Genomic DNA, 25,911 nt, shown 5'->3' with positions numbered 1-25,911 from the left:
GAATGATAGGATGAACAAAAGAAAAACAACATTTACAGCAGTAATAATTGGAGCAGGTATTATGGCGATAATTGATAGAATCAGGCTTCATAACAAGGTAAAAGAATTGGAAGAAAGAACAGATGACATCGGTCGCTGCCATAATGATTTTTGCTTAATGCAGGAAAGATATAACAAAAGTACGAATGAACAGATAGAGAGTATTCAGGAAGAAATCGGCTCTGTATATGAACACTTTGAGGAGCTGTCAAAGGGTAAAGAAGATGGGAGGTAAGATATGGCGTATGTACCAATCCCTAAAGACTTAAATAGGGTAAAGACAAAGGTTGCTTTTAACCTAACGAAAAGGCAGCTCATAGGCTTCACACTTGCAGGACTGGTTGGAATACCAGTATATTTATTTATGAGGAAGCTTGTGCCAAATGACATAGCTGTCATATTCCTTATCGTGTCCACGCTTCCTATCTTTTTCATCACACTATTTGAAAAGGACGGACTGACCTTTGAGAAATATTTTAAGCATATCTACCTTCATAAGTTTTATCAGCCAAAAAAGAGAGTGAGAAAGGAGGTTTACCTTGAACAAGAAAAGAAAAATTCAGCAAATAAAACTCATGCAAAACGAAAAGGCATTGAGAAGTCAAAAGCGGGACTTAAAGAAAAGTAATTGCAAGTCAAAAAAAGATAAGGGAGGAATCCTTGACCTTATCTTTAAGAAAGAACCGAAAAGATATACGGTAGAAGATACCATTCCCTATCTAAGGCTTCTAAAAAGCGGAATATGCCAGCTTGATGAAAAGCACTTCAGTAAAAGTATAGCCTTTCAGGACATTAACTATCAGCTTGCTTTAGATGAAGATAGGGACTTGATTTTTAATCAGTTTGCAAACTTCCTAAACTCTTTCGATCCAAGCATCAGCATTGAGTTTTCATATATCAATCAGCTCGGACGAAACGAAGAAATGAAGTCGGCAATTCAGATACCGGATAAAAAGGACGGTTTTGACGATATACGCTTTGAATTTAGAGAGATGCTTAAAAGCCAGATTGTAAAGGGAAATAACGGACTTAAAAAATCAAAGTATGTAACCTTTACAGTGGAAGCGGATAATTTAGAGCAGGCAACATCAAAACTTGAAAGACTGGAGATGGATATATTATCTAATCTAAAGAGCATGGGTGTGAGAGCAGAAAGCCTAAACGGAGAAGAAAGGCTAAAGATACTTCATGATGTTTTAAATCCAAATAAAACATTTGAATTTTCCTACAAAGATTTAAAGAAAAAAGAAGGTACCAAAACATATATCGTGCCGGATGAATTTAATTTTATGCCAAGCAGATACTTTAAGTTTGGAAAATTCATCGGTGCAACAAGTCATTTTCAAATCCTTGCCAGTGAACTGTCCGACCGTATGCTTTCGGAGTTTTTGGATATTGATGATAACATCAATATCTCTTTTCATATAAGGGCGATTGACCAGTCTGAAGCCATCAAGATGGTAAAAAGAAAAAACACTGATATTGATAAGATGAGGATTGAAGAAAACAAAAAGGCGGTTCGCTCAGGTTATGATATGGATATTCTCCCAAGTGATTTAATTACCTATGGAGAAGATGTAAAGAGCCTCTTAAAAGATTTGCAGACAAGAGATGAGCGTATGTTTGTGGTAAGTATTGTTTTTATGAACTTTGCAAAGACAGTGCAAAAGCTTGATAACACTATCGTTCAGATAAGCTCTATTGCCAATAAGCACAACTGTAAAATAAAAAGGCTTGACCATACGCAGGAACAAGGTTTAGTGAGTGTGCTGCCTCTTGGAGTAAATAAGATTGAAATAGACAGAGGACTGACAAGTTCATCAACAGCAGTCTTTATGCCCTTTACCACAGAGGAACTTTTTATCAACTCAAGTAACAGTCTGTACTATGGACTAAATGCTTTGAGCCATAACCTCATTATGGCGGACAGAAAGAAACTTAAAAACCCGAACGGCTTAATTTTAGGAACTCCGGGTAGTGGTAAGTCCTTTAGTGCCAAAAGAGAGATGGCAAATGCGATTTTAGTAACGGATGATGATGTGATTATCTGCGATCCGGAAGGAGAGTACGGAAACCTTGTAAGACAATTTAAGGGAGAAGTGATAAAAGTCAGCAGTAAATCAAAAGACTACTTAAATCCCCTTGATATAAATATGAACTACGGTGATGGGGACGCACCTCTTAAAGACAAGGCAAATTTCATTATGTCTATGCTTGAGCTTGTAGTTGGCGGTAGTGGGCTTACAGCAGAAGAAAAGTCCGTTATAGATAGATGTCTGCCTAAAATTTATGAAAAGTATTTTGAAAACCCAGAGCCTTGTAATATGCCAATACTACAAGACCTATACGATATGTTAAAAGGACAGGAGGAAAAGGTTGGTAAGAAGCTGGCAACAGAGATGGAAATATATGTATCAGGTTCTCTTAATGTCTTTAATCACAGGTCAAATGTGGACTTAAATAAGAAGCTCCTTTGCTTTGATATTAAAGAACTTGGAAGTCAGCTAAAGAAAATAGGAATGCTTGTTATTCAGGATCAGGTGTGGAATAAGGTGTCACAAAACAGAGGAAACAAGGCTACAAGGTACTATATCGATGAGTTCCATTTGCTTTTAAAAGATGAGCAGACAGCATCCTATTCCGTAGAGATTTGGAAAAGATTTCGTAAATGGGGAGGTATTCCAACAGGTATTACGCAGAATGTCAAAGACCTACTTATGAGTAATGAGATAGAAAATATCTTTGACAATACAGACTTTGTCTTAATGCTTAATCAAGCATCAGGAGATAGAGAGATACTTGCAAGAAAACTTAAAATCTCACTTCCACAGCTCAGATATGTTACTAATTCAAATGAAGGTGAGGGACTACTTTTCTTTGGAAATACCATTGTGCCTTTCCTTGATAAGTTTCCGAAAGATACAATTTTATATCAGAAGATGACTACCAAGCCGGAAGAAGTGAGGTAGCCTATGGGAAAGAAGCTGAAAAAGGATTTCAAGGAAAGGCATAAGGCAAGTATTGAAAGGGAAATTCTCCATAGTGAAACTGGCATTACACCTGAAGAAAGTAAACTAAAGCATAACGATGATTATAGGGGGAAGATAGTCCACGATAAAGAGAGATTTCAGGATAAAGTTCATAAAAAGACAAGTAAGATAAATGACGATGATAATCCTTTAGGAAAAGACCTTGATAATGATGGGATTATAGACAGATACGACAATGACTTTAGGGATAGCGACTATTTTGAGTCAACCTATGATGTCGAGGATAATCTTCATCATAAAGCAGAAAATACAAATAGCTTCTCAAAAAGCCAAAAAGCTCAAAAGAGAAATTATAAGAGAAAAAACTATACCGAAAGCCTTTATACAAGGAAAAAGGATGATGTGTTAAAGGAGAATAAACCTGAAGATAAAAAGACTGGAAAAGATACTGCAAGCAAAAAAGTTCATAGCAGTATTTATAAAGAGCAGAAGAAAAAGCTAAAGAAAGATATGGTAAAAGTATCTGCACTTTCTGGACTTGCCAAAGGAAGTGAAACGGTAAGAGATTATTTATCTCATGGAAGTGATGAAAATAAAGGGGTAGAAGCAGGAGAAAAGACAGCGGACGCAAGCTCTAAACTAATTCATGGCATAAAGAATTACTCAAATAGGAAAAGAGCGAAAAAAGGCTGTGACCTTACAAAAAAGGATTACAAAATAAGGAAGCGTAAATCAAAACTTGAATTTCGTGATGCCAAAGAGAATCTTAAAAAGACAGATGAGTATAAAAGAGCAAGTGCCTATAAAAGAATTCAAAAGAAAAATCAAGTAAAGGCAGCGATTCGTCGGGAGAATAAGTCAAGGATTAGAGATAGAATTAAAGAGGGACTTATCGGAACACTGAAAAGCTCAAAGGAATTTATAGTAAGAAAAGCAAAGGGACTTATGATTATTTTCATAGGTCTTATTATTTTGGGAACTTTCTTTATTAATTTTGCAGGAACAGGAATGACAGGCTTTACGAACTCTACAAGTTCAGTTCTTACAACAAGCTATTTGTCAAAGCCGAATGTTCTAAGTGAAATCAATCAGAACTTTTCTGCTATGGAAAAGGAACTTCAAAATGAAGTTGATAATGTTAAAAGTAACCATCCCGGCTATGATGAGTACATCTTAAATAACACAGAGTACATCGGTCATAATGTCCATGAGCTTTTATCCTACATTACATCAAGGTGCGGAGAAGTAAAAGAAGCTTTTGAAGTAAATTCCATACTAAAAGAATTGTTTGAATCCATGTATGACCTTGAGTACAGGGAAGAAGTAGAAATCAGGTACAGAACAGTTACAAAAACTTATACCGATAAAAATGGGAATGAACATACCGAAAGCCATGAAGAACCTTATAAGTATAAAAAGCTTATTGTAACACTTCATAAAAAAGAGATGGATAGCATTATCCGAAAGGTATTTGCAAACCATCCTGATAATCTAAAGCATTATGAAGCGTTATTTGTTGCACAAGGAAACATGAGAGAGGCATTTGGAAATAGCGACTTAAGTGCTTCAAATGGAGGTGTTGGTGGAGGTAAAGAATATGAGGCATCTGATGAAGTTCAAAAGAAAATAGTAAGAGCAGCATACATTACGCCATCTCCGGGTGCAGGCTGGTGTGCCATGTGGGTATCTCAGGTTTATCAAAATGCAGGACTTGGATATATAGGCGGAAATGCCTATGATATGTATCGAAACTATACCTTTACGTCAGACAGGTCAAAACTAAAGGTTGGAATGCTTGTAGCAGTGGAAAGCAGTAGCAGTGGAGGCAGTGCAGGACTTACCTATGGTCATGTCGGGATCTATATCGGGGATGGTAAGGTCATTGATAACATTGGACGAATAAGAGTAACCACTTTAGATGATTGGATTGCAACATTTTGTAAACATCATCCTGTAGGTTTCGGTTTTCCGCCAAATGTAAGAAGATAAGGAGGGAATAATGTGAAAAAAGAACTCACAACAGTTAAAAATAAAATAAAGAAGTTAAAGGATAAAAAGGCTCTGATTGATAAAGAATTGGAGTCTTTGTTTATTCGTGAAGAAGAACTTGAAAATGAAGAAATCATTACGATTTGCAGAAAAAATAACATCACAATCAGTGATTTGATGGCAAAAGTAAACAGACAAAAAGTAGAAATGAAAAAGGAGAAAACAAATGAAAACCAGTTTGAAAAAGAATAATAAGTTTTGGACGGTAGCACTTGCGGTAATTGTAAGTATTAGTTGTATTTTAGGTCTTTGGACGGTTGTTTATGCACAGGAGCAAAAATCTGAAGCTCCAACAAAAAACGAAGCTGTTCAAACGGAAGTTGAAGTAAATGTAAGGTATATCTTTGAAGATGAAAAGGTCTTTAAGGAAGAAAAGATAAAGGCTGAGAAAGGACAACTTATTGATAGCGGAGATCTTCCAATGCTCCCAGATGATATGAAATTCATTGATGAATTTCTGTTTTATGAGGTAAAGGGAGATGGAAAAGATGAGATTATCCGTAAGGTAGCAAAGATAGAGGTTAAGGATAAGGGAACGCAGACAGAGCTTTCTAAAGACGATGTTTCAAAAATAGAAAAAGAGGCAAAAGAGCTTCAGGATAAACTTGATAAGTTAAATTGCGAACTTAAGGATAAAGACAAATTAAGTGATAAGCAAAAGAATAAAATTAAAGATCTTGAAGATGAAATTGATAGCCTGAAAGAAAAAATGAAAAAAGATAAGGGAAATAAGGACTTATCAGAAGATATGAAAAAGGAAATAGATAAGCTGACGGAAAAGGTGAAAGAGCTTGAGAAAAAGGCAACTGAAACAAATAAAGCTCCTGTAACATCACAATCAGTTACACCGATTAGTCCTATTTCCGGAATTAAGACAAGTTCAGGTATTTCTCATCAAACACCACAGACTTCTGTAAGTAGTACCGGTAAAGGCTCATCGGATTCGGTAAGCTCAGGTAATACTACAAAGGATACCGACAAAGGCAAAACGGAAGTAAAGGAGAAAGAAAAGGAAGTTCGCTATCCCAATAAGTTGACGGCAAAAGCTCCTGCGAATAACAGTCAGGATTCATCAATGGATGGTACGAGTAAGAGCGTAAACACCAATAAGGGTGTGGCTTCATCTCCGTCAAAGACGAGAGCATCCGTTACGGAGAATAAAGATAATGCAAATAAGGAGTATCCGATTCATCATGGAGATAGCAGCGATAACAAAGAAACGGATCAGTATTCGGCAGATGCAAGGCAGTTTATTACCTTTCAAACGAAAAACGGTAAGACCTTTTATTTAATCATCAATCATGATGAAGATAGTGAGAATGTAATGCTTCTTACGGAAGTATCTGAAGATGATTTGATTAACATGGTGGAGAAAAAAGAAGCACCAAAGCAGGAAGTAGTAAAAGAAGAACCTGTTAAGGAAGAAGTAAAGCCTGAGAAGAAGGACGAAAAGGGTAATTTAGGAACCTATATTATTTTGCTTCTTGTAGTAGGTGGTGCATTAGGAGCAGGCTACTATTTTAAGGTTGTGAAAAAGAAAGAAGATAAAGAACTTGAAGCCTTAGAGGAGGAAGATGATGATTTCTTTTCTGAAGCTGAAAGCGAGGAAGAAATAAATGATGCAGATGAAGTAGAAGATGAAGAATAAACGCACCTAAAAACATATTATTTTGAGTGCAAAGTTAGGGCGGGAGAGTAACATCTTTCGCCCTATTTTGATTTATAACAGGAGGAAAACACAGATGAAGTTAGTTATTGCAGAGAAACCAAGTGTTGCAATCTCCATTGCAAAGGTTATTGGAGCAAATAAAAAGAAAGACGGATATTATGAAGGAAACGGATATAGGGTGAGCTGGTGTGTTGGACATTTAATTCAAATGGCAAATCCGGATGCTTATGATGAAAAGTACGCCAAGTGGAATATGGCTGATTTACCGATTATTCCGAGCGACTACAAGTATGAAGTAGCAAAAGCAACCAAGAAGCAGTTTAACATCCTTAAAAAGCTGATGAATGATAAGGAGGTTGATACGGTTATCAATGCCTGCGACGCAGGTCGTGAGGGAGAAAGTATTTTTAGGCTTGTATATAATCAAGTGAATTGTAAAAAGAAGATGAAACGCCTTTGGATTTCTTCAATGGAAGATAGTGCCATTAAAGAGGGCTTTGATAATCTAAAAGACGGAAAGGACTATGATAATCTCTTTGAATCGGCACAGGCAAGAGCGATTGCGGATTGGTTAGTCGGAATGAATATTAGTAGGCTCTACTCTTGTCTGTATCAGCAAAATTACAGTGTTGGCAGAGTGCAGACACCTACTCTTGCCATGATCGTAAAAAGAGATGATGAGATAGCAAATTATCAGAAAGAAAAATATTACACAGTAGAGCTTTCTACAAATGGTTTTACACTATCAACGGATAGAATTGATGATGAAGTTGCTGCTGAACAGCTCTTAAATTTAGTAGGCGATAAGATTGAAATAACCGATGTCATTCAGAAAGAAAAGATTACTAAACCTGATTTACCTTTTGACCTTACAACACTTCAAAGAGAGTGCAATAAGTATTTCGGATATAGTGCTAAACAGACACTTGATTATGCCCAAAGCCTTTATGAGAAAAAGCTCATCACCTATCCAAGAACAGACAGCAGATGTTTAACGGAAGATATGATTGTAAGTACGGTTAATAACATTTTAGGTAAGAATGACTTTGACACAGGGCGTATTAAGGTAGTATTTGATTCTAAAAAGGTTACGGATCATCATGCGATTATTCCGACAATCAGTTCATTAAAGGAAGATGTTTCGGAGCTTCCTCCAAGCGAAGCAAAAGTTTATTTCCTTATATCCGATAAATTTCACGCAAGTGTAGGCTATCCACTCATTGAAAATATAACGAAGATAGTAGCTGAATTTGACGGCTTTGAATTTACAAGTTCAGGAAAGGTAATTAAAGACGAGGGGTTTACAAAATATCTTAAAGAGTATAAGTCCAAGAAGAATGAGGATGTAGAACTTCCTAATGTAAATGTTGATGATGCTTTAAGCATTGAAAATAAAGAGATTAAAGAAAAATTTACCCAACCTCCCAAGCACTTTACAGAAGATACGCTTCTAAAGTCTATGGAGATTGCAGGAAATGACGCACTTGAAAAAGGTGTAGAAGTGGAAAGAAAAGGGCTTGGCACTCCGGCAACAAGGGCAGGAATTATTGAAAATCTAATCTTTAAGGGCTTTGTAGAAAGGGATAAGAAAAATCTTGTAGCCACGCATAAAGGGATTAGCCTTGTAACAATATTATCCGATACCTTTAAATCAGCAGAAACAACCGCAAAATGGGAAATGGAATTATCGGATATTGCTCAGGGAAAATCTTCAAAGGAAGAATTTTTAGAAGCGATTGAAAATGAGCTAAAAGAGGCTGTTCTGACATACGCAAAGTAAGAGGTAACTAATTTCAGAGTGGAAAAAATCCTCTAAAAATGCTATAATATAAGCAATTTATTTGTAATTGTTAGGAGAATTAAGATGGCAATAAAAAATCAAGATTATATAAAAAATTTAATCAGAGAGTTGATTTCTTTGCCAAGTGAAACAGAATGGGTTGAATTTAAGCATAATAACGATGAACCTCAGATGATAGGTGAGTATATTTCTGCTTTAGGCAATTCTGCAACTTTATGGGGAAGACCTAAAGCATATTTACTCTGGGGTATTGATGATAATACACATAAAATTGTAGGAACTACATTTGATTATAGGGAGAGTAAAAAAGGTTCGGAAGAACTTGAAGCATGGTTATCTCGAATGACAAATCCAAGAATAGACTTCAGATTTTATAAAACAGAAATTGAGGATAAAAATGTAGTATTACTCGAAATTCCATGTGCAGAAAAGCAGCCAATTAAGTTTTCAGGTGAAGAGTATATTAGAATTGGAACAAATAAGAAGAAGTTGAAAGAATATCCTGATAAAGAGAGATCTCTATGGGCAGCTTTTGATACAACTCCGTTTGAATTAAGAAATGCAAAAGATAATATTTCGTTTCATGAGGTGTTAGATGTACTGAATGTAGCGGGATATTATGAAAAGATGGGGGTTGCATTACCACAAAATAACAATAAAATATTGGATGATTTTACTAATGAAAAGTTTATAAAAAGAAATGATTCCGGAAGCTATGATATTACTAATTTAGGAGCATTACTTATTTCAAAAGATTTAAAGAATTTTGAGAGTTTAGCTCATAAATCTATAAGAGTAATTTGGTATAAAGAGAACAATAGACTTGACACGATACGGGAAAAAGTATTTAGTGAAGGTTATGCTATTTCATATGAGGAAATTGTAGATTATGTTTTGACTGTCATTCCACAGGAAGAGATAATTGAAGACTCTATAAGAAAAACTAAGTTGGGTTATCCGGAGATAGCCATTCGTGAGTTAATTGCCAATATCATGATTCATCAAGCTATTGAACAAAAAGGGACAAGTCCTATGGTTGAGTTATTCAAAGATAGGATAGAATTTTCAAATGCAGGTTCGCCATTGGTTTCGATAGACCGCATTGTTGATACAGTTCCGATTTCAAGAAATGAAAATCTTGCAGGATTTATGCACAAATGTGGGATTTGTGAAGAAAGAGGAAGTGGTTTTGATAAGATAGTATATGCGACAAGTAAGAATTCTATGCTTGCTCCTAAAATCGAAAATCAAAGTGATAAATTCACAAAAGTAACTCTCTATTTGAAAGCTCCTTTTGACTTGATTAGTAAAGAAGATAGAATAAGAACTTGTTATATGCAGGCTTGCTTTGTCTATGTCAATGGAGAGAGCATAACGAATAATTCACTCAGAGAATTATTTGATATAAGTGATAAAGATAAATATAAAGCATCGAGGATAATTAAAGATACATTAGAAGCCAAACTTATTAAGCCAGTTGATGAAAATACAGCTCCGAGATATATGAAGTATATTCCTTTTTGGGCTTGATTTAAGTTGCAGTAAGTTGCAAAATCGTGATTTATGCAGTATGAATGGGAGATAAAACCTAGTAAAATAAGGATTTTTAGTAAGTCAAAACAGAAAAATTAAGTTGCAGTAAGTTGCAGCACATAGAATTTAAAGGTGATTAGAGTAAAATCTAACCACCTTTTTGTTTGGAAAAAAGAAGGAGGTAAAAATGCGAATAAATGATTTTCATAACATTTTGGAGCTTGTAAAACAAGATGTGCTTCAAAGTGAAGCAGAATATCTGAAGCTACTAAAGGTTGTCGGAAACAATCAGAGATATGACTTTAGAAGTCAGCTTAGTATCTATGATAGAAATCCTGAAGCGACAGCCTGTGCAAAGTTCGACTATTGGAGGGAACGATTTAACCGTACCGTTATGAGAGGTAAAAAGGGTATCCCAATTTTGGAGGACTACGGCACATACAAGAAGGTGGACTATATCTTTGATATAAGCCAGACGGTTTCAAGAAACAGGGATGTCAATGAGGTCAATCTTTGGAGATTTGATAAGGAAGCTCATAGGGATGTCTTAAAGGAAATGATAAAAAATGAGGGCTATGAGGAAAGTGAAAGCACCTTAGAAAATATCTTTTCTTTAAGCAGGCTTTACGGAGATGAAAAGATAGACAGTCTTATGAACGAACTTAGAGTAGCGGATGAGGATAGAATACCCTTTACCAAGTTTGTAAGGGACTCGGTAAGCTATGCGGTAGCGTCAAGATTTAAGTTAGATTATTCGATAGATTATGAGCTTTTAAGAGAGAATTTTCAAAGACTTGACAGCATATCTCTAATGAGTCTTGGTGAAAGCGTATCGGATATTAGCGGAAAGATTATTGATGCGACCATTCAGAAAAGTAAAGAGCTTGACAAAGAAGTTTTAAGAGGTAAAGAAGCAGGATATAATAAGATTAGAGAAGAAATTGAGGAGGTAGAAGAAAATGTACTTCGACGAGATGATCAGAAAAGAAATGAAAACGAGCGAGTTCTCCGAAATGGAGAGTACGGACGAGATAATAGAGAAAATCAGGGAGAATACACTAAACAGCTTGGAGGAACAGACGGATTTCATGAAAGAATTCCCGAATCCGATTTACGCAGTGATGAGACTCACTTATCTTTCAGAGAGCGAGGAGCAGAGCCATTTCGAGATGTTAGTGGATCTATACAAGGAGAAGAAGCTGACAGGACACCTGATGGATATTCAAAAACAAGCGATAGACTTTATGAGAGCGGAGAAGCCGAAACTGATGGCAGCTTGGAAGATAGAGGACGAAAACAACCCGCAGTATGGGGCAATGATTTCGGCTCTCAAAGAAGTGACCATAAAGGAAGTAGTGGAAATCTAAAAGAAAATACTGAAATAGAGATAAGAGAAGCTGATAAGGCTTCTTTTTCTTTGCCTGAAAATTCTTATGGACAGATGAGGCTTACTATTCCTCTTAATCAGAAAGATATAGACACTATCCTTATTAACGGAGGAAACCATGATGGCGGCAGACTTCCTATCATTGCTGAGTTTTCCAAAGAAAAAACAGTAGAAGAATTGGGAGAATACCTCAAAGATACCTTTAGAGGAGGAAACGGATTTTACATTGATGAAAGAGAAGTATCTTCCTGGTATTCGGATAAAGGTATTCATTTAGCTTATGGAACATCGGCAAGAGAGGATAATACACAAATTTTAAGCTGGCGTGATGCAGCAAGCAGAATAAAAGAGCTTCTTAATAGCGGTGAGTTTGCTACAAATGTAGAACTTTTAGAGGCACAGGACTATGAAAGGGATAGAATTTCAGAATCCTTATGGTATCTAACGCACGATTTAAGCGAAGAAGGAATAGAGCAAGGATATTTCAACTCTTTTGAAAGAGGTGGTGGCTTTCCGCAAGAAACGAAAAGATTATCTGAAGCATTAAAAAATCCTGAATATCTGAAAGAAACAATCAGGGAATACGAAAGATTTTTAGATGGATACAAAGAAAACAGAGATGTACTAAGGTTTCATTATCACAAGGTTGATAGCCTTTATCAAAGACTCAAGGAACTTGAGCTGCCACGAAAGGAATACAGTACCAATCTGACAGAACTTACGAAGGTAAAGCCTTTTATTACAGAAGATGAAGTCCTTGAAAGCCTTTCAAGAGGAAGCGGCGTTGATAGAGGAAAAGAACGAATCACCAAGTTTTTTAAAGAAAATCATACTTTGCAGGAAAAAGCCAATTTCCTAAAAGACGAATATGGAATCGGAGGACATTCCCATGCAATTTCAGGGGCAATGGGAAGTGATGAATGGCACGATGCAAAGGGACTTAAATTACAGAAAAATGATTGTAATGATGTGTTTCTTACTTGGACAAGTGTTGCAAAGCATATCGATGAGCGGCTTTCTAAAAATCTCTATCTTGAAGAAAAAGAAACAGAAAATAAGGCAGAAATAGAAAAAACAAAAGAACCACAATATTATTCCAAAGATTATCCTGAAAACTTAATGACAGATGAAATGCTTGAAAGAGTACCGGAGCTTTACGCACAGGAGGATGTAGCTTTAGCGGATAAGCAGGTTCATGCCGCATATATTATTCCCTTTAGAAGTAACTGGACTTGGTATATGACGGAGTATGACAGGGAAAGCGGCGATGCCTTTGGACTTGTGCTTGGGATTGAGCCTGAATGGGGATATTTTAATCTTGATGAGTTGAAAGAACTAAACGCACAAAGGCTCATTTTAGAAGATTTTCCAAAGACCTTTAGAGAACTTAAAGATACAGAGCTTATAAAACAAATGGATGAGCAGGAGCTTCAGTTTGTCTTTAATGGAGAACTTAGCTTTGAAGATAAAGTAGGGCTTGAAGCACCTGAAGAAACAGAAGAAGCTACAAAGCGTGGCACAGTTCAAGCTACCTTATTTGATTACCTCAAAGAAAGAGAAGAAGTAGAGCTGAATGAAAAAGAGGACAGACTTTTAGAAGAGTTTGCAGTTAAAGCAGGCGATACCGTCTATTTTAATCATGAAGAATATAAAGTCAGAGAAATTTCTAAAAATGAAATCATAGGAAGATATGATTTGTGGCTTGATCCTAATAGATCCGGCAATCATCAGATACCAATTGTAGCTTTTGAAGATAATGAGGACTTGCTGAATAAAATAAGTCTTGAAAGACCGCACTTTATTGTCGGTGATGAAGTTAAATACAAGGACAAAGATCATACCATCACACGCTTTGATGATATGGGAAAGAACCTAAATACGGTAACGGTGAAGGACAACACCGAGTATTTTGGCGGGATGATAACAGGCTCCGATGTCATTCCTTATCGTATGGAAAGCGACCTTGAGAGGGTATTTGAAAACCTGACATATAAACTGCCAGAGCAGACTACTGAAGAAACTCAAATAAGGAAAGCGGAAGCTCATAACTTTAAAATTACAGAAGAAACGCTCCCTGAAAAGTTATCTCCAAGCGAAAGACTGAATAGCAACCTTGAAGCAATCTCTATGTTAAATAGAATTGAAAGAGGTGAGAGAGATTTAGATATTAACGCTCAGGAAGTCCTTTCAAAGTATGTCGGCTGGGGCGGACTTGCTGATGTGTTTGATGAGAGCAAGGAGGGACAGTGGAAAGAAGCAAGAAGTTTCTTAAAGGAAAATTTATCACCATCTGAATATGAAGCTGCAAGAGAGTCTACCCTAACAGCTTTTTACACACCGAAAACAGTGATTGACAGCGTATATAAGACGCTTGCAGGTATGGGATTTAAGAGCGGTAATATATTAGAGCCAAGTATGGGAGTTGGAAACTTTATCGGAAATCTTCCTGATGAAATGAGTAAGTCAAAGTTTTACGGTGTTGAACTTGACTCTGCAAGCGGTCGAATTGGAAAGCTGTTATACCCTGAAAGTGATATACAGATTAAGGGGTTTGAAGAAACTTCCTTTTCCAATAACTTCTTTGATGCGATTATCGGCAATGTACCCTTTGGAGAATACAAGGTAAATGACAGGGAGTATAACAAAAATAACTTCCTTATCCATGATTATTTCTTTGCCAAGTCCATTGATAAAGTAAGAAACGGCGGTATTATTGCCTTTATTACATCAAGCGGAACGATGGATAAAAAGGACGAAAGTGTAAGACGCTACCTTGCAGCAAGAGCAGAGTTTTTAGGGGCAATCAGACTTCCAAATGATACCTTTAAGGGAGTTGCCGGAACGGAAGTAACATCGGACATTATTTTCCTAAAGAAAAGAGATAGTATCAGAGAAAGGGATGAGGACTGGATACACCTTGCTGAAGATGAAAATGGTCTTACCTATAACAAATATTTTGTAGATCATCCTGAACAGGTACTCGGCACAACGCGTGAAGTTTCAGGAAGATTTGGAAACACCCTTGCTTGTCTACCGAAAGAAAATGCCGACTTAAAAGAGCTTCTGACAAAAGCAAGCGAAGAAATCTCTAAAGAGGCAAAGTATGAAGAAATAGAGCTTTTAGATGATGAAATTACTTCAGTTCCTGCAACGGATGATGTCAAAAACTTTTCCTATACCGTTATTGATGATGAAGTCTATTACAGAGAAAACTCCCTATTTGTAAAGAAAGAAGTAACGGAGAAAAATAAGGAAAAGATTAAGGACTATCTTGAACTGAATACTGCCCTTAAAGATGTTATCTACAAGCAGAAAGAGGACTATTCCGATGATGAGGTAAAGAAAGCTCAAGAAAAGCTCAATGAAGTCTATGACAACTTTTCAAAGAAGCATGGCTTTATAAATAATTTAAGCAATACCAGAGCCTTAAAAGAGGATAGCAATTTCCCTCTTGTATCTTCCATTGAAATTCTTGATGAAGAAGAAAACTTTAAGGCTAAGGGAGATATTTTTTCAAAAAGAACAATCACAAAGGCAAAAGTTATCGACCATGTGGACACTTCCCTTGAAGCTCTTGTCTTATCAGTATCTGAAAAAGGCTATGTGGATTTTGAGTATATGGAAAGCCTTACAGGTAAAGACAGACCAACTTTGATAGAAGAACTTAGAGGAGAAATTTATCTAAATATCAGAGAAGAACAAAACTTTTATAGACCATTATCCTTTAACCCCGAAGATGGAGATTTGCCTTTCGCTTGTGCAAACGGTAGTAATTCATATAAGTACGGCTATGTAACAAAGGATGAGTACCTAAGCGGAAATATTAGAGATAAGATTGCCATTGTAGACAGCTACCTTGCAAAGCTTAGACAAACGGAAAGAGAGCTACCTCATCTTGGATATGCGGAAGATGGCAAAGAAAAAGAGCTGATAAGCTATGAGATGAACCGTTTAGAATACCAAAAGGCAGAGCTTGTAAAAGTTTTACCAAAGGAGCTTGAAGCAAATGAAATCAATGTAAGACTTGGTGCTACTTGGATACCGATTAAAGATATTGAGAAATTCATCTTTGAAACACTGAAAACTCCGGGCTGGGCAAGATGGGATATTAAGGTTAAGTTTTCAAATCTTACAAGCGAATGGAATATTGAAGGAAAAAGCAAAGACAGAGGAAATGACCTTGCTGAAATGACCTACGGTACAAGTAGAGTAAGTGCCTATAAGCTGATTGAAGATGCCCTAAATTTAAAAGAAACAAAGGTATTTGACCAGATTGTAAATTCGGACGGCTCCAAAACTTCTGTGCTAAACAAAAAAGAAACGCTTCTTGCAGGGCAGAAACAAGAACTTCTAAAGGAAGAATTTAAGAACTGGATATTTAATGATCAGGAAAGAAGAAGCAGACTTGTAAAACTGTATAATGAGCGTTTTAACTCCATCCGTAACAGAGAATATGACGGAAGTAACCTTTCTTTTGAGGAAATGACCACAGAAATTGATTTAAGATCTCATCAAAGAAATGCCATAGCAAGAAGCCTTTATGGAGGAAATACCCTCCTTGCTCACGTGGTAGGAAGCGGTAAGACCTTTGAGATGGTGGCTTCCGCAATGGAAAGTAAAAGACTTGGAATGTGCAGTAAATCTCTTTTTGTCGTTCCGAATCACTTGACAGGGCAAATCGGCAGAGAGTTTATGCAGCTATATCCATCCGCTAATATTATGGTGGCAGATAAGAAAGATTTTGAGCCGAAAAACAGAAAAAGATTTATCGGCAAAATTGCCACAGGAGAGTATGATGCCGTTGTCATCGGGCATACGCAGTTTGAAAAAATCCCGATGAGTAAGGAATATCAAGAGAAGCATATTCAGGATCAGATTGATGAAATCATAAATTATGTTGAGGAATATAAGCATGACAGAAATCAGAACTTTACGGTAAAACAGCTTGAAAAGACAAAGAAAAAGTTGGAAACAAGGCTTGAAAAATTAAATGATGATTTTAAGAAAGATGATGTCATTACCTTTGAGGAACTGGGTGTAGATAAGCTATTTGTGGATGAAGCACACAATTACAAAAATCTCTATCTATACACAAAAATGAGGAATGTAGCAGGTATCGGTCAAAGTGAAGCATTTAAGTCCTCCGATATGTTTATGAAGTGTAGATATATGGATGAAATGACGGGTGGAAAAGGTATTGTATTTGCCACAGGAACGCCTGTATCAAATTCTATGACGGAGCTTTATACTATGCAGCGTTATCTTCAGTACGAAAGTCTTAAAAAGAATAATTTAGAGCATTTTGACTCTTGGGCTTCTACCTTTGGGGAAACACAGTCTGCCTTTGAACTTTCTCCTGAAGGTACAGGGTATAGAGTAAAGACAAGATTTTCCAAGTTCTATAACCTTCCGGAGCTTATGTCTATGTTCAAGGAGGTTGCAGATATTCAGACAGCAGATATGCTCAATCTTCCAACACCTGAAGCACACTATGAAGTTATTAAAACTTTGCCAAGTGAGGAGCAAAAGGAAATCCTAAAGAGCCTTTCTGAAAGAGCTGATGATGTAAGAAATAGGGTGGTTGAGCCGGATGAAGATAATATGCTTAAAATCACGAATGACGGTAAGAAACTTGCTTTAGATCAGCGTTTAATCAATCCCCTACTTCCTGATAATCCTGACAGTAAGGTTAATGTATGTGTAAAAAATGTGTTTGCCATTTGGGATAAGACAAAAGAAGATAGGTCCACACAGCTACTATTTTCCGATATGTCCACACCAAAGGGTGATGATAGTTTTAACATTTATGATGATATTAGAGATAAACTTGTAGATTTAGGGATACCAAAGGAAGAAATTGCCTTTATCCATGAAGCAAACTCCGACAAACAAAAAGATGAACTCTTTGCAAAGGTAAGAAAAGGAGATGTGAGGATATTACTCGGCTCTACTCAGAAGATGGGAGCAGGTACGAATGTCCAAAACAAGTTGATTGCACTTCATGACCTCGATGTCCCTTGGCGTCCTGCCGATTTAGAGCAGCGTGCAGGTAGAATTGTAAGACAGGGCAATGAAAATAAAGAGGTTAATATCTATCGTTATGTTACAGAGAATACCTTTGATGCTTATCTTTGGCAGACCATAGAAAATAAGCAGAAATTCATTTCTCAGATTATGACCAGTAAAACACCTGTCAGAGTGGCAGAAGATGTGGATGAAAGCAGTCTTAACTATGCAGAGATTAAGGCACTTGCAACAGGTGATCCAAAAATCAAGGAAAAGATGGATCTGGATAATGAGGTTACAAAACTTAAAATGCTGGAAGCAAACTTCAAGTCCAATCGTTACAGGTTAGAGGATAAGGTCGCAAAAAACTATCCGGAAGAAATCGCAAGGACGGAAAAACTCATTGAAGCTGTAAAGAAAGATATGGCAAATGTAGAACCTAAAGCAGAGGGTGAGGAAAAGTTTACTTCGATTACCATAAAAGACGAGAGAATATTTGATAAAAAGATTGCAGGAGAAAAGCTACTTGAAGCTATCAAGACCGTAAAAATCAATGAAAGTAAGATGATAGGCAAGTATAGAAATATGGATTTAGAGGTAAGCTATAACTTCTTTACCAATGAACATAACTTTAGCCTAAACGGTGCTGCAAAGCATTCAGGAGAGCTTGGAACAAGTGCGGACGGTAACATTACAAGACTTGATAACGCTCTTGAGAAAATGCCTGAGAAATTAAACAGGCTTGAAGAAAAACTTATCAGTACAAAGGAACAACTGGAAAATGCCAAAGAAGAATTAAAAAAGCCTTTTGAAAAAGCAGATGAGCTAAAAACTAAGGTATTAAGACTTGCAGAACTGAATAAGCTCCTTGATATGGGAGAAGTGGAAGAAAAGAGAAATGATAATCTGCTTGTAGAAGATGTAAAAAGGGCAATCATTGATTTCTGCAACAGAGAGTACGAAGAAAATCATAGCTATGATGAATTTAATACCTTGTATCCTGATTTGAAGCATATCGGCATCGCCTATACCAATACACCGGATGAAAGGCATGGTATTCAATATGAGCTTGATTTAGAGGAGAAAACTTGGACGCAGTACATTGATGATACACCTATCAAAACAGAGAGCTTTGATTACGAGAATAAAGGAGGAAACGAAGCTCTAAGGAACATGAAAAATGAAATGGAAATGTCCTCTTTTAGTGATTTAGTTTATGTTGATTCCGAAGATTTAAGAGCAGCAACGGGACTCGATATTGATGATGAAGGAAACTTCTATGATCCACTTGCAAAAGACCTCGATAATGACGGTATTCCGGATAGATATGATAATGACTTTAAGGACAGTGATTATTTTGAGTCAACTTATGATGTGGAAGATAACTTGCATACCAAAGAGGAAGCCACGCAGAAAACGGGTGATAAACCATCTATCTTAGGACAGATAAGAGCTTATCAAAGCGAGAGTAAGGCAGAAGAAAAACAAACAACAAAAGAACAGGAATATGTACGATAAGGGAGCGAAAAGCTCCCTTTTACCATGAAAGGAGATAAAAACATGGATTACAAAGCAATGAGAAATCAAATAGAAGATATGGTAAATAACCACAAGGACTTTGTAAAGGCGATTATAAGCATGGAAAAAGGCATCAATGATGAAAGTGCTTTGGACAAGCTATATGACGCTTATATGGACAATGACACCGTTAATTTACTGCATGAGGAATTTGATTACATGATTGAAGATTTAAGAGAACAGGGGCAGATTAAAGATCTTCCTTATGTTCAAGAGGAGAAAGATAACCTTGTCAATATCGTTGGAAATATTGTAGAAAAGGTCGATATAGTTGAAAGGGAGAATAAGAACGGAGAAACCTTTAAGGTGGCGAATTTCTCCGTTGTTTCAAAAAATGATGAAGGAGATAAAGTATATCATAATTGTTCTGCATACGGAGAAAAGAGTGATATTCCAAAGGACTTTAAGCAGGGAGATTTTGTTAAGCTTTTTGGACAAATCAGAACTTCTGTTGATGACAACGGTAAAGAACATACCAACATCAGGGTACTTTCTTCAAAGCTCTTAAAGGCAAAAGAACAGATGAAAGGGCAAGAAGAAAAGAAAGGGTCTGTACTTGGAGCTATCAAAAAATATCAGGCTGAAGATAAGGAAAAGCCTAAAGAAAAGAAAGAAACATCAAAAGAAGCTGAGAGATAAACTTATGGTCGGTGTGGTCTTGGGACTGCACCGACACTTTTTTTATTTGCGAAAAAAGGAGATAAAGATTATCTCTCCATCTCCTTACCCATATAAATTCCGTAATTTTTTCGTATCTTATAAAGCTCGTCCATAGTGGATTTTGAGGAAGAATACTCTTGCATAAGGCTATTCTTTTTTTCTTGTAATTTATCAAGCTCAGCTAAAATATCCTTTGAATTTGGGAGCTTGGAATAAGATTTTTTAAGCTCTGAGAGAGCACTTTCATATAGGGTAATCTGAGCTTTGTACTCTTCAAAAAATGCCTTGTCAGATGGATTTACTTTATGTTCCTTGTAGTATTCTCGATGCTTTTTGACAGTATAAACTTGCTCCATAGTTGCAGAAAGCTCCTGCATTTCCTTATCAATGGACTTGATTTTATCTTGTAGACCTTGCCTTTCATCAACAGTTTTCTGAATGTATTCATCAAGTTGCTTAACGGTTTTAATTCCTTGCTCTCTAAGAAAGATAACAGACTCAGCCATTGTATTAAGGTTGTGTTTAGTTGCCTAATATTCATAGCCTTTGCTTTCTTTTACTTTAACATTTGTGTTCATATCAATAACATTGCCAATGCGTTTTTTGACAGCAGGGGTTTTAATAGATGATATTTCTGCAATGCGTTCTTTTAACCTTTCTTCAGTATAATCTTCTCCGATTGTTTTAGATCTTGTAAATCTCGGCTTATCTTTCGGTTTAAAAGCAATGTGTTTACCATACTTAATTTCATAGCTAAGATCAGCCATTTTCTTTAGAAAATCGTCCCAATCCTTAGACTGTTTAATCATTCTGTCAATGTCAAATTGAAGTCTACTTTTCCAAGAAGTACCACGCTTTGCCTGTTCATTCTCATACCAAGATTTACCGTTTGTTTTGTATTTTTTCTTATAACTTTCGTAAAACTCATCAATGACAGATAGGTTGTTTTCTTTGCATAGCTTATCGCTTTGATACCTGATTTGATGATAGCTTTTCTTGTTGGATTGGTAGCATCTACTCGTTACCATATTTACATTATTGAAGATGATGTGATTGTGAATATGTCCTTTGTCTATGTGAGTAGATAAGACAAATTCATACTCATTTTTTAATATCTTTTTACACAGCTCCATGCCGATCTGGTGTGCTATTTCAGGCGTAGTTTCTCCCGGTAAAAAGGATTGAATAAGATGCCTTGCAAGAACATTCCCCTTTGTTCCTGCATCATTTCGTGTCCTTAAAAATTGTGTATGGGCAGTTTCTTGATGGCATTTATGAGTGCTGACTAAAATCTGCTCATCTGTTTTATCTCCATTTACAATGTAGTCGATAGCAAGATTAAGAGTAGATTTTATTGGGTGTATTTTTGTAATAGCCATAAAAACTAATCACCTCCTGAAGTCTTGTTAAGCAGCAGGGAATGAATTTGCCATAGCTCTTTTGAGAAATGTTCAATCTGCTCTTTCATAGCATTTATATCATCCTTATAGATTACACCTGTCGAATTTACTCGCTTTGCAATTTGATTGATGTTGTTTGTTGCGTTGGAAAGCAAGCCCTGTAAATCTCTAAACGGTTCTAAATCTATTTGATAAATTTCTTTTTTTAAAACGCATTTGCGGATAAAGTGACTCATATTTCTACATTTTGCAAGTTTTCTTTTCTCTTCAAAAAGAGCCTTTTCTTCTTCAGTTAGTTTAATTTCAAGTCTTTCGTTTCGTATTCTATTTGCCATAGGTATTTCCTCCTTTAGGTGTATTTCGGGGTCTTAGGGTTCTCCCTAACAAGCTAAAAATTGATAAAAAAAGAAGCAGATCCCAAAGGGCTGCTTCGTCAATTTTTTCGTAAGTGTCCGTACACTTACTGTGCTTGTTACATAAGAATGAATTAGATAGCAAGCGTTAAGCAAGTTTTGAATTTACTACTAAATTATACCATAAGGACGCCATGATTTCCACATGTAACTTGACAAATATTGAATTATAATTTATTATTAAATAAAGATTCAGTATTGGAATAGAAAGAGGTGTGCTATGGCACAAGTATTAAAAGAAGAAGTTAGAAATAGAATACTAGAAGCAGCAGAAAAAGTATTTTATGAAAAGGACTATAGAGGTGCCAAATTAACAGAAATTGCAAAAGAAGCAGATATTCCTGTGGCACTAATTTATACCTATTTCAAAAATAAGGAAGTTTTGTTTGATGCAGTAGTAAGTTCAGTTTATATAAATTTCGAGTCAGCCTTTGATGAGGAAGAGTCTTTGGAAAAAGGTTCTGCTTCTGAAAGGTTTGATGAAGTTGGAGAAAATTATATTCATGAACTTTTAAAAGAGCGTAAGAAGTTAATTATTTTAATGGATAAGAGCTCAGGTACAAAGCATACAGAAGCAAAACAAAAACTCATATCTCAAATGCAGGCTCATATTGAAGTAAGTTTAAAAAGACAATCGAAAGAGGAATATGATCCAATGCTTGCCCATATTTTAGCCAGTAACTTTACAGAGGGGCTTCTTGAAATAGCAAGGCACTATCAAAGTGAAAAGTGGGCAAAAGATATGCTAAAACTTATTGCAAGGTGTTATTACAAGGGAGTGGAATCCCTGTAATCAGCACTAAAAAATAGACTTTGCGTAATCAGCAAAGTCTTACTTTAAACCTTAATACTGAATTAAAATTCAATATTATTCAATTTTGAAAGGAGCGTTGTTCATGCCGGAAAAAGAATTAAGAAAAAAAGTGATTGGAAAAAATGGCTTATCCAATTTACTTCTTGCTTTAAAAATAGTATGTGATTTGATACCACAAATCTTACTCGTATATTTGATTAGTTCTTTAATTACAAACAATATTAGCGAAGATAATTTGAAATATATTTTCTTAGGAATCTTTATATCATTTGCATTAAAAGGTGTGTTTTATTATTTTGCAACAAAGGTTGCCCATGAAAAAGCCTATGAAAAATTGACAGAACTTAGGTTAGATATTATCGGTCATTTAAAAAAACTAAGTTTAGGATTTTTCAAAGAACATAATACAGGAGAGCTTACCAATATCGTTCAACATGATGTAGAGCAAGTGGAAGTATACCTTGCCCATGGTCTTCCGGAAATAATGTCAGTTACACTTCTGCCTACCATTATTTTTGTAGCTATGATTTTTGTGGATTGGCGTCTTGCACTTGGTATGATTGCCGGAGTTCCACTCATGTATTTGGTAAAAGTTCTTTCACAGAAAACAATGGATAAAAACTTTGCTATTTACTTTAACCATGAAAACAAGATGAGAGAAGAGCTAATGGAATATGTAAAAAATATTTCTGTTATTAAGGCTTTTGCTAAAGAAGAGGAGATTAGTGAAAGAACATTAAAAACGGCAAGAGAATATATTTACTGGGTTAAAAAGAGCATGGGAGCAATTACAATTCCAATGGGACTCATTGACATATTTATAGAAATTGGAGTGGTAATTGTCATGATTTTGGGAAGTATCTTTCTTTATCAGGGGAATATTACAACGCCTAATTTTATCCTTGCAATTATTTTATCATCTGCGTTTACTGCATCTATAAGTAAGACAGCTACATTGCAACATTTTTCTATTGTATTTAAGGAGGCATTAAAGGCGATTGGAAAAGTTTTAACAGTTCCACTTCCAAACAAAAAGATAGAACAAGGTTTAGAATTTGGAAACATAGAATTTAAAGATGTGAATTTTGCATACGGAAAAGATGGATTTGAGCTTAAAAATATCAATTTGACTTTTAAGAAAAATAGTTTGAATGCCTTTGTAGGAGCAAGTGGTTGTGGGAAAAGTACTGTATCTAATTTGCTTATGGGATTTTGGGATGCTGACAGCGGACGAATAGAAATAAATGGGAAAGATATAAAGGATTACAGTCAGGAAAATATTTCAAATCTTATTGGAAGTGTGCAACAGGAGGTCATCCTTTTCGATTTAAGTATTTTTGACAATATTGCAATCGGGAAACTTAATGCGACAAAAGAAGAAGTCATAGAAGCTGCCAAAAAAGCGAGATGTCATGACTTTATTTCAGCATTGCCAAATGGATATGAAACACGAGTAGGTGAAATGGGAGTTAAGTTATCCGGTGGAGAAAAACAAAGAATCTCTATTGCAAGAATGATACTGAAAAATGCACCGATTTTAATATTAGATGAGGCAATGGCAGCTGTTGATAGTGAAAATGAAAGACTAATCGGTGAAGCGATTGATGATTTAAGTAAGGATAAAACCATCATTACAATTGCTCATCATCTAAATACGATTAGAGATTCAGACCAAATTATAGTTATGGATAAGGGTGTTGTTCTTGATGCAGGAAGCCATGAAGAGTTGATGAAAAGATGTGATTTTTATAAGGATATGGTTGATGCACAGAACAAAGTTGATAGATGGAATTTGAAAGATAATAGTCTTTCACGAGCAAGGAACGGAGTGGATTGCGAGTGTACGGAGGTGGTAACAGAAAATGTTTAGAGAAATGTTAAAACTACTTACAAAAACCGGCAAGAGAGATTTGATTATATCAAGTGTCTTCTTTGCCCTTTATGGACTAAGCTCCATAGCCATGATTGTTATCGTATTTTCTATACTGTTTCAGATATTTGATGGGACGAGTTTAGATATGCTTTATAAATATTTTATTGCGATTGGATTACTTGTAGTCTTCAAAGGTATTTGTAATATGGTCGCAGATATGAAAAAGCATAGTGCAGGTTTTGATATTGTTCAGCAAATAAGAGAACGCATGATTATCAAATTAAAGAAATTCAGTTTGGGATTTTATACCAATGAAAGACTGGGAGAGATCAATACAATTTTACACAAAGATGTTGATAATATGTCCCTTGTTGTAGGACACGTGTGGTCGAGAATGTTTGGTGATTTTTTGATAGGTGCAGTCGTATTTGTTGGTCTTGCAAGTATTGATTTCAAACTTTCTATTATTATGGCTGTATCTGTTCCGATTGCACTTATCTTTCTATATCTGACAATTAAGCAATCTGAAAAAATAGAAAATCAGAACAACTCAGCACTTCTTGATATGGTTAGCTTATTTGTTGAATATGTTAGAGGAATACCTGTATTAAAGAGTTTTTCAAACAATAAGAGCTTGGATAATGAGCTTATGAATAAGACAAAAAAGTTTGGAGAAACAAGCAAAGTAGCTTCAAGATTCAAGGCAAAACAGCTATCTATATTTGGGTTTTTACTGGATATTGGATATTTAGTTCTTTTAATTGCAGGAGCAATACTTGTTACAAAGGGAAGTCTTGATGTACTTCATTTTATTATCTTTGCAGTAATTTCAAAAGAGTTTTATAAGCCGTTCGCTTCTATGGAACAACACTATATGTACTATGTTTCGGCGATAGATAGTTACGAAAGACTTTCAAGAATTTTATATGCAGATGTAATCCCGGATAAAGTGAATGGAATTGTTCCGAAAGATAATGATATAGCTTTTGAAAACATAGATTTTTCTTATGAAAAAGATGAATTTAAAATGGAAAAATTGAGCTTTTCTATTGCTGAAAAAACAATGACAGCCTTAGTTGGAGAATCAGGTAGTGGAAAGACTACTATAACCAACTTGCTTCTAAGATTTTATGATGTGCATAAAGGGAAAATTACACTTGGAGGAACTGATATAAGGGATATTCCTTATGATGAGCTTTTAGATCGTATCAGCATTGTCATGCAGAATGTTCAACTGTTTGATAACACGATTGAAGAAAATATCAGAGTAGGTAAAAAAGGAGCTACAAAAGAGGAAATCATTAAAGCTGCAAAGAAGGCAAGGATACATGATTTCATTATGAATTTACCAAAAGGTTATAAAACTGATATTGGAGAAAATGGTGGGATTCTTTCAGGTGGACAGAGACAAAGAATATCTATTGCAAGAGCCTTTCTGAAAGATGCACCGATTTTAATTCTTGATGAAATGACAAGTAATGTTGATCCTGTAAATGAATCTTTGATACAAGATGCTATTACAGAACTTGCAAAGAATAGAACTGTACTTGTAGTGGCTCATCATTTAAAAACAATTCAAAAAGCTGACCAAATTCTCGTATTTCAAAAAGGAAATTTACTTGAAAAAGGAAAGCATGGGGAACTTCTTGAGAAAGATGGTTACTACACAAAATTATGGAAAGCTCAATATGAGGTGTAA

Annotated in this window: 14 protein-coding genes and 1 pseudogene; 13 read left to right on the top strand and 2 right to left on the bottom strand. The window is 35.7% G+C overall.

What is annotated here, in order from left to right:
• Positions 1 to 10: 10 nt before the first annotated feature.
• The 10 genes from B7725_RS06415 (at position 11) to B7725_RS06370 (ending at position 19,691) form a co-directional block, all read left to right on the top strand.
• Positions 11 to 274, top strand: coding sequence for a hypothetical protein (locus B7725_RS06415; protein ID WP_040333539.1), 264 nt, complete (start codon positions 11 to 13; stop codon positions 272 to 274).
• 3 nt (positions 275 to 277) lie between these two features.
• Positions 278 to 667 carry a PrgI family protein gene (locus B7725_RS06410; protein ID WP_040333537.1) on the top strand — a complete coding sequence of 130 codons (390 nt, stop codon included), beginning with the start codon at positions 278 to 280 and terminating at the stop codon, positions 665 to 667.
• The gene (locus B7725_RS06405) at positions 579 to 3,008 is read left to right on the top strand and encodes a VirB4-like conjugal transfer ATPase, CD1110 family (protein WP_142357354.1); all 2,430 of its coding nucleotides are present in this window, start codon (positions 579 to 581) and stop codon (positions 3,006 to 3,008) included. Before B7725_RS06410 ends, B7725_RS06405 begins: the two co-directional genes overlap by 89 nt.
• A gap of 3 nt (positions 3,009 to 3,011) precedes the next feature.
• Entirely contained in the window at positions 3,012 to 5,018 is a 2,007-nt protein-coding gene (locus B7725_RS06400; RefSeq protein ID WP_084875227.1) for a CD1108 family mobile element protein, read from the top strand.
• A gap of 12 nt (positions 5,019 to 5,030) precedes the next feature.
• Entirely contained in the window at positions 5,031 to 5,270 is a 240-nt protein-coding gene (locus tag B7725_RS06395; RefSeq protein ID WP_006627220.1) for a hypothetical protein, read from the top strand.
• Positions 5,245 to 6,726, top strand: a complete 1,482-nt coding sequence (locus B7725_RS06390; protein WP_084875226.1) for a CD1107 family mobile element protein — start codon at positions 5,245 to 5,247, stop codon at positions 6,724 to 6,726. The genes B7725_RS06395 and B7725_RS06390 overlap by 26 nt, the downstream gene beginning before the upstream one ends.
• Before the next feature lie 94 nt (positions 6,727 to 6,820).
• Positions 6,821 to 8,527: a DNA topoisomerase 3 gene (locus B7725_RS06385; protein WP_084875224.1), complete on the top strand. Its 1,707-nt coding sequence runs from the start codon at positions 6,821 to 6,823 to the stop codon at positions 8,525 to 8,527.
• An 84-nt stretch (positions 8,528 to 8,611) separates the two neighbouring features.
• Positions 8,612 to 10,078, top strand: coding sequence for an RNA-binding domain-containing protein (locus B7725_RS06380; protein ID WP_005542086.1), 1,467 nt, complete (start codon positions 8,612 to 8,614; stop codon positions 10,076 to 10,078).
• Positions 10,079 to 10,268: 190 nt separating this feature from the next.
• Entirely contained in the window at positions 10,269 to 18,992 is an 8,724-nt protein-coding gene (locus tag B7725_RS06375) for a helicase-related protein (RefSeq protein ID WP_084875223.1), read from the top strand.
• Positions 18,993 to 19,034: 42 nt separating this feature from the next.
• Positions 19,035 to 19,691, top strand: coding sequence for a hypothetical protein (locus tag B7725_RS06370; protein ID WP_005542084.1), 657 nt, complete (start codon positions 19,035 to 19,037; stop codon positions 19,689 to 19,691).
• 68 nt (positions 19,692 to 19,759) lie between these two features.
• Here B7725_RS06370 and B7725_RS06365 read toward each other — a convergent pair.
• Positions 19,760 to 21,091 (bottom strand): annotated as a pseudogene (locus B7725_RS06365) (relaxase/mobilization nuclease domain-containing protein).
• Between the two features lie 5 nt (positions 21,092 to 21,096).
• Entirely contained in the window at positions 21,097 to 21,447 is a 351-nt protein-coding gene (locus tag B7725_RS06360; RefSeq protein WP_084875221.1) for a plasmid mobilization protein, read from the bottom strand.
• Positions 21,448 to 21,745: 298 nt separating this feature from the next.
• Here B7725_RS06360 and B7725_RS06355 point away from each other — a divergent pair, with 298 nt between their 5' ends.
• The 3 genes from B7725_RS06355 to B7725_RS06345 all read left to right on the top strand — a co-directional run bounded on the left by B7725_RS06355 (position 21,746) and on the right by B7725_RS06345 (position 25,911).
• Positions 21,746 to 22,318: a TetR/AcrR family transcriptional regulator gene (locus B7725_RS06355; protein ID WP_084875220.1), complete on the top strand. Its 573-nt coding sequence runs from the start codon at positions 21,746 to 21,748 to the stop codon at positions 22,316 to 22,318.
• A gap of 103 nt (positions 22,319 to 22,421) precedes the next feature.
• On the top strand, positions 22,422 to 24,209 hold the full coding sequence (locus B7725_RS06350; RefSeq protein WP_084875218.1) for an ABC transporter ATP-binding protein: 1,788 nt from the start codon (positions 22,422 to 22,424) through the stop codon (positions 24,207 to 24,209).
• Complete coding sequence (locus B7725_RS06345; RefSeq protein WP_084875216.1) at positions 24,202 to 25,911, top strand: ABC transporter ATP-binding protein; 1,710 nt, start codon at positions 24,202 to 24,204, stop codon at positions 25,909 to 25,911. The genes B7725_RS06350 and B7725_RS06345 overlap by 8 nt, the downstream gene beginning before the upstream one ends.

The sequence above is a fragment of the Streptococcus oralis subsp. tigurinus genome (assembly GCF_002096275.1).
In the GTDB taxonomy this organism is placed as follows: domain Bacteria; phylum Bacillota; class Bacilli; order Lactobacillales; family Streptococcaceae; genus Streptococcus; species Streptococcus oralis_CN.
The sequence above is the reverse complement of the archived record's forward strand: the minus strand, read 5'-3'. Positions and strand labels throughout refer to the sequence as shown.